Raw genomic sequence first — 6,354 nt, forward strand, 5'->3', positions numbered from 1 at the left:
AGGGCATTGAGGCCGGATGCTAACACAAATGGCGGGCTGGCTGTATCGGCTATCGGTGAGAGCGGGAGGGATCGCTTGATTTTCAAACCGATGCCCGCAAGGGCACCGGTTCAATGCAGGCCCGATGCAGAGGATCGGGCCGAAGAGGCATTACTCGCCGGCCAGCTCGACCAGTGAGACCACCTTGATGCCAGCGGCAGTCAGGCGGGCATCGCCACCCAGAGACGGCAGGGAGATGATGAAGGCCGCATCGGCCACTTCACCACCGGCACGGCGGATCAGCTTGACGGTCGCATCGACGGTACCACCGGTCGCCAGCAAATCGTCCACGACCAGCACCTTGTCACCGGGTACGATGGCATCGGTGTGCAGTTGCAGGGTATCGGTGCCGTACTCGAGGGCATAGGACTCCTCGATCACTTCGCGCGGCAGCTTGCCCGGCTTGCGGACCGGCACAAAGCCCAGCCCCATGGCATAGGCAACCGGTGCGCCAAAGATGAAGCCGCGGGCTTCGGTGCCAACAATCTTGGTGATCCCTTGATCACGATAATGATTGGCCAGCAGATCGATGGTGGCCTTGAAGGCCTCGGCGTTCTCGATCAGGCTGGTAATGTCACGAAACAGAATGCCCGGCTTCGGATAGTCGGGAATGGTCTTGATGCTTGCTTCGATAAATTTCAGGGTTTCCGGATTCATGTGTTGACCGCTTATTTTTTTGACCCAGGGGTGGCCATTTTTTCTCAATTCCCTTCTGCGGGAAATAAAAAAGCCTGTCACGCAAAAATGACAGGCCGACTCCATAGCATTATTGCTGCAATAGCTTAGGGACTTCACTTCACCATTGCAACTGGCTCCAGCACCGGCAGGCGCATTAACCAGGTGAGCAGGATCACCATTATGACAACCAGCAGCCCCTTGACCCACAGCAGTGGCACCACCGCCAGCGACACCGAGAAAGTGAGCAAAATGAAGATAATGGCGCGCCGTCTGGCCTGACGACGAATTCCGCGATACTGCTGCCAATCCACGATGGGCGGGCCAAACCAGGGATGGGTCAGCAACCAGCGATGAAAACGGGGCGACGAGCGGGCAAACAGGGCTGCGGCCAGCAACATGAAGGGGGTAGTCGGCAACAGGGGCAGCACAATGCCCACAATACCGGTGGCAAATGCCAGCCACCCGAGCGCCATCAGACACCAACGCTTCATTCCTTCTCCTTGCGTGATTTATCTCCCTCTAGCCTAACAGAGTTTGAGCGGGTGCTGACAGCGGGCCGCAACCCCACTACAATCTGCGCTCTTTTTTCTTGCCACTCTCGTCGGAAAGCCGTTATGCGCGTTATTTTGGCCCCCATGCAGGGGGTACTGGATCACCTGATGCGGGAGGTACTCACCTCCGTCAATGATTACGATCTCTGCGTGAGCGAGTTTATCCGGGTCGTCGATCAGCTGCTGCCCGCCAAGGTGTTCTACCGCCTCTGCCCTGAACTGCTGCAAGATGGCAAAACCCGCGCAGGTACCCCGGTGCGGGTACAACTGCTGGGGCAACACCCCGAATGGCTGGCCGAGAACGCCGTGCGCGCCATCGAGCTGGGCTCCCCCGGCGTCGATCTCAACTTCGGCTGTCCCGCCCCTACGGTCAACAAGAGCAAGGGCGGTGCTGTGCTTCTCAAAGAACCCGAGACTATCTACCGCATCGTCAAGGCGGTGCGTGACGCAGTGCCCGCCCATCTGCCGGTGAGCGCCAAAATTCGCCTCGGTTACGATGACAAGGATCTCTATCTGGAGAACGCCCAGGCGGTCTTCCAGGGGGGCGCCAACGAGCTGGCCGTTCATGCCCGCACCAAGCGCGAAGGCTACAAGGCACCCGCCCACTGGGAGTATGTGGACGTCATTCGCCGCGCCCTGCCCATCCCCGTCACCGCCAACGGCGAGATTTGGGATCATAAAGATGCCCTCACCTGCGCCAGGGTCTCGGGTTGCGATGCCCTGATGGTCGGGCGCGGCGCCATCTCCCTGCCCAATCTGGCCAACGTGATGAAAACCGGCTGCCCGCACATGAGCTGGGCCGAGGTACTGCAGTTGATGGTGAGCTATACCGAGCAGGATCTGGCCAGTGAAAAAGCCGACTACTACCCCAGCCGCATCAAACAGTGGTTCAGCTACCTCAAGCGGGAATATCCCGAAGCAGACCTGCTGTTTCAGGAGATCCGGGTGCTCAAAGAGACGGCTCCCATCCGCGATGCCCTGCTGCAAGCAGCCAAAAGCCACGGCTAACCACGTTTAACTTGACGCATATCATCTTGATAGAGTTATCGGATCCCTATACTGCCCCGAATCTGTCGTCTGTCCTGTGGGGGATAATGTGTGTGAAATGACGCAAGCACAGTTGACTGTCTGGCGTAATCGCCTGCTGTCAGACTGGGCCCAAGTACGAGAAACGTTGATCGGTCAGCTTAAAGCCTGCCGCCGTGACGAGTGGGCCGAGCAGGTCGGTCACTGCGAGCAGGATCAACTGGTGGAACTGACCAGCCGGCTGGATCTGCCGAAGGTAGAGCAGAGCGTGGCCCGCCTCAAGCGGATCGACGCGGCACTCTGCCAGATGGATCTCGGCCTCTATGGCCTCTGCTCCGATTGTGAAGAGCCGCTTTCCATCGAACAGCTGGAACAGGATCCGACCCTGCAACGCTGCCCGCGCTGTGAAACCCGTTATCGCAAGGGATTCCACGCCCACGAACTGTGAGGGATGCACATCAGTGCATCCGCTCAACCCTCAGCACTGGTTACTCCGTCGTTCCTGTCCAATACTCACCGTATCAGCCTGTTCGAGGGTATGCGTTGTGTACAGACTCTTGTTGTTATGGTGTTTGTGTTGCCAGGCTACGGCACAGGAGTCATTGGTCGTGGGCTGGGTCGACTGGCAGCCCTTCAGTTATCGCAATGAACAGCAACAGCTCCGCGGACTGGATGTGGAGTTGCTCAATGCCATCTTCCTGCGGGCCGGTTATCAGGCCAAATTCAGTGAAATGCCCTGGGCTCGCGTGTTGCACGAGCTGAAATTCGGCACGGTTCAGCTGACCATGTCAGCCAATATCACCGCCGAGCGGCAGCAATATGCCCGCTTCAGCCACCCCTATCGGGAAGAGGAGACGGCCATCATCATCCGTCGGCAAGATGCCGAACGCTGGCGCGGGATCACCACCCTCGAGCAGTTGATCAACACCCCTGACTTCCATATCGGGGTGCTCAAGGGCTTTGATTACGGCAATACCTTCCGCCAGTTGATGGCAAGGCCCGAGCTGCAGCCTCGCCTGCAGATGCGCCTGCGGCTGGATCAGCTGCTGAAGATGTTGCAAGGGGGTCGGATCCAGGGGTTTATTCTGGATCCCCACGGACTGCAGGGGTGGCAGGATAAGGATGAAGCGCAGGATCAGCTGCATACCCTGCTGCGTATCGAAGTCACGCCGGTTCACCTGATGCTGAGCAAAGAGAGCACCACTGAGGCGCAACTGCAGCGGATCAATCAGGCTATCGATCAATTGAAACAGAGTCCCGACTATCAGCAGATCCTCGATCGCTACCAGTTCAGATCCCTGCATTCACAGGAAAATACTCATAAGTAAGGGGAGCATCAGCTCCCCTTACTGTCTCAAGCAAACCCAATCCGTTCTCAAACAACCCTGGTTGCAACTTGCCAGGACGTTTTGGTCACCGATAACGTGATGGTTAAACCTGGCTATCAGCTTCCCAGCACAATGTCGGCAAGGTGGGTGAAGTGGTGGATTTCGTGTGTGGCATCGCACTCGCCCGCTTGCCGCGCCGGGTTGTACCAGCAGGTTGCCAGCCCCTGCGCCGCCGCCCCGGCAATATCGGTTTTCGGATTATCCCCCACCATCAGCACCCGCGCAGGATCCGGCTGCCCCATCAGGGAGAGGGTGTGCTGGAAAATAGCTGGCGCCGGCTTGGTCACCCGGATCTCGTCGGAGATCACCAGCGGCTCGAACCACTCACTCCAGCCCAGTTTGCCGAGCCGCCCCCGCTGGGGCACGCTGAAACCATTGGTGATGATCCCCATCCGCACCTTGCTGCGCAGCTGCTGCAGGGTCTCAACCACCCCTTCGAGAGGCATGCTAAGGGCAATGATCTGCTCCAGAAAGGTGTTGTTCATCGCCATGGGATCGGCGGCAACCTGCTGGGCAAAGAGGGAGAAGCGGGTCTGCTGCAACGCCGTTGCATCGATCTCGCCGTCGTTGTACTGCTGCCAGAGCCCGTGATTGAGGGCGTGGTACTGCGCCATGCTGGCGTCATCAGCCTGTACGCCATAGATCTGCAGGGTGTGCGTCAGCGCGGAGGCGACCGGAAAATCGAGCAGGGTTTCATCCAAATCGAACAGCACCCAGTCATAGCTTGGTTGTTTCACAGAACTCCTTGTTATCATTCAGATTGTTCAGAGGTTTGGCGACCAACTCTGCCAAGCGGGCTGGCCAGCAGATCCAGCGTGAGGCGCACGCCAAAGCCGGTCACTTCGCTGGAGACCACCCCATTGCCCCCCTTGTTGCGAAAACCGCTCAGGTCGAAGTGCAGCCAGGGGGTCTGCTCGGGCACGAAGTGGGCGAGGAAACGGGCCGCATCAATGTGATCCGGCGAACTGCCCGGCGCACATTGCAACAGATCGGCCCACTCGCTCTCGATGTTGTCGTCGTAATCGTCATCAAGCGGGAAGGGCCAGATCCGCTCACCGCTGCGCTGACCCAGATTGACCAGTGATGTCATCCATTCGCTACGATTGGTAAAGACGCCGCTGTAGCGGCTACCTAGCGCCCGTTTGCAGGCCCCGGTCAGGGTCGCGTAATCGAGCAGCAGATCCGGAGTATCCTGCACCGCCATCGCCAGGGTGTCGGCCAATACCATTCGCCCTTCGGCATCGGTATCGACCACCTCGATGGAGGTGCCATTGATGGCAGTCACCACCTCGCCAGGACGATAGGCGTGAGGGCCGATATGGTTCTCGGCAATGGCCAGCCAGCAGTGTACCTCGTAGGGTAGCTGAGCTCGGCTGATGGCGTAGAGGGTGCCGAGCGCCACTGCACTCCCCCCCATGTCCAGATGCATGCCATACATGCTGCCAGAGACCTTGAGGTTGTAACCGCCGGAGTCGTGACAGATCCCCTTGCCTACCAGTGCAATGCGGCGCACCGGTTTGGGCGGGTAGTAGCTGAGCTTGACCATGGCACCCTGATTGTCTTCCGAGCCACGAGCAACGGCCAGAAACGCCCCCGCCCCCAACTCGGCCAGCTGCGCCTGATCATAGTGATGGCACTGCCACCCCTCATCTTGCGCCAGCTTGCTGACAAACTCGCGATAGCTGGCGGCCGTCAGCTCGGAGGCAGGCAACACCGCCAGATGGCGAGCCAGCCCGTTGCCCCCCGCTTCGCTGTAGAGGCGCGCCAAGTCCAGCACCACCGCGGGTGAAACCTTGATCTGCTGATAGCTCCAGCTGATTTCGCTGCGGCGCTTGCTGGTGGGCAACGAAATATTGGCGGCAAGCAGGGCCGACAACATCACTTCGGCCAGCATCACTCGCTCTGAGGGGGAAAAACCTTCCAGATGCAGCCCGAGCCGCTCCACATTGAGCCCAGAAAGAGGAGCAATCCAGCCTCTGATCTGTTTATAGAGGCGGTGATCCCGCGTCACACTGCCGGCCACAAACATCACCTGCAACAGGGTATTGCCGTGCATCAGGGTAAAGGGCGCTTTTTTCCCCAGCGCAAGCTGGGTCTGGAGACCCGCAAGGGCGGGGAGCGAAAGCAAGGACTCCTTCTGCTCTTCGGCGATCAGCAGCAGTTGCAACGGCAGCCCTTGGGCAAGGGCTTCGGCCAGCGTGGCATCCCGGCTTTCAATAGCAGGAGGAAGATAGGTGAAGGGAGTGATCACAGGCGCGTGCCTCATCCATGAAGAGATACCTGATGATACCCAACAAATGGTTGATACGACCAGTTTTGGTCTTGAAAAAGCGTCAGAAATAGCAGCAATCACCAGATGGTGACGAGCATCAAGAAGGATTGTTCAATCATTGGCAATGCAGGACGGGAACGTACAGAAAGTTGGTTGCGGGGGCCGGATTTGAACCGACGACCTTCGGGTTATGAGCCCGACGAGCTACCGAGCTGCTCCACCCCGCGTCCGAATTGTCACCCTCAAGCCGAGCAGTAGCTTGATGGCGTTTGTCTGCTTTCGACTGTTTACACAATCGCACGCTGACGAAAAAGTTGGTTGCGGGGGCCGGATTTGAACCGACGACCTTCGGGTTATGAGCCCGACGAGCTACCGAGCTGCTCCACCCCGCGTCCGAATT

The 6,354-nt window shown here is 58.7% G+C and carries 7 protein-coding genes and 2 tRNA genes; 3 read left to right on the plus strand and 6 right to left on the minus strand.

Annotation, left to right across the window (positions count from 1 at the left end; translation table 11 throughout):
• Nucleotides 1-150 precede the first annotated feature (150 nt).
• A complete protein-coding gene (apt, locus tag OKC43_RS04565) occupies nucleotides 151-696 on the minus strand; it encodes an adenine phosphoribosyltransferase (RefSeq protein ID WP_005352403.1) in 546 nt (181 codons plus the stop codon).
• 134 nt (nucleotides 697-830) lie between these two features.
• On the minus strand, nucleotides 831-1,208 hold the full coding sequence (locus OKC43_RS04570; protein WP_005352406.1) for a YbaN family protein: 378 nt from the start codon (nucleotides 1,206-1,208) through the stop codon (nucleotides 831-833).
• A 123-nt stretch (nucleotides 1,209-1,331) separates the two neighbouring features.
• On the opposite strand from OKC43_RS04570, the gene dusC reads away from it, so the two are divergent.
• The 3 genes from dusC (at nucleotide 1,332) to OKC43_RS04585 (ending at nucleotide 3,622) form a co-directional block, all read left to right on the plus strand.
• Nucleotides 1,332-2,276 (plus strand): tRNA dihydrouridine(16) synthase DusC, encoded by a 945-nt coding sequence (gene dusC, locus OKC43_RS04575; protein WP_236272395.1) that lies wholly within the window; start codon nucleotides 1,332-1,334, stop codon nucleotides 2,274-2,276.
• 97 nt (nucleotides 2,277-2,373) lie between these two features.
• A complete protein-coding gene (locus tag OKC43_RS04580; protein ID WP_005333451.1) occupies nucleotides 2,374-2,742 on the plus strand; it encodes a TraR/DksA family transcriptional regulator in 369 nt (122 codons plus the stop codon).
• A gap of 160 nt (nucleotides 2,743-2,902) precedes the next feature.
• The gene (locus OKC43_RS04585; RefSeq protein WP_139748350.1) at nucleotides 2,903-3,622 is read left to right on the plus strand and encodes a substrate-binding periplasmic protein; all 720 of its coding nucleotides are present in this window, start codon (nucleotides 2,903-2,905) and stop codon (nucleotides 3,620-3,622) included.
• A 116-nt stretch (nucleotides 3,623-3,738) separates the two neighbouring features.
• On the opposite strand, the gene yjjG is transcribed toward OKC43_RS04585, so the two are convergent.
• From yjjG to OKC43_RS04605, 4 genes are all read right to left on the minus strand, one after another.
• Entirely contained in the window at nucleotides 3,739-4,419 is a 681-nt protein-coding gene (yjjG, locus tag OKC43_RS04590) for a pyrimidine 5'-nucleotidase (RefSeq protein WP_236272394.1), read from the minus strand.
• A gap of 14 nt (nucleotides 4,420-4,433) precedes the next feature.
• A complete protein-coding gene (locus OKC43_RS04595; RefSeq protein WP_236272410.1) occupies nucleotides 4,434-5,933 on the minus strand; it encodes a M17 family metallopeptidase in 1,500 nt (499 codons plus the stop codon).
• A 171-nt stretch (nucleotides 5,934-6,104) separates the two neighbouring features.
• Nucleotides 6,105-6,181: transfer RNA gene (locus OKC43_RS04600), tRNA-Met, on the minus strand.
• An 88-nt stretch (nucleotides 6,182-6,269) separates the two neighbouring features.
• Nucleotides 6,270-6,346, minus strand: a tRNA-Met gene (locus OKC43_RS04605).
• Nucleotides 6,347-6,354: the final 8 nt, after the last annotated feature.

The organism is Aeromonas sp. Y289-2 (genome assembly GCF_027705925.1).
Taxonomy (GTDB): Bacteria; Pseudomonadota; Gammaproteobacteria; order Enterobacterales; family Aeromonadaceae; genus Aeromonas; species Aeromonas veronii.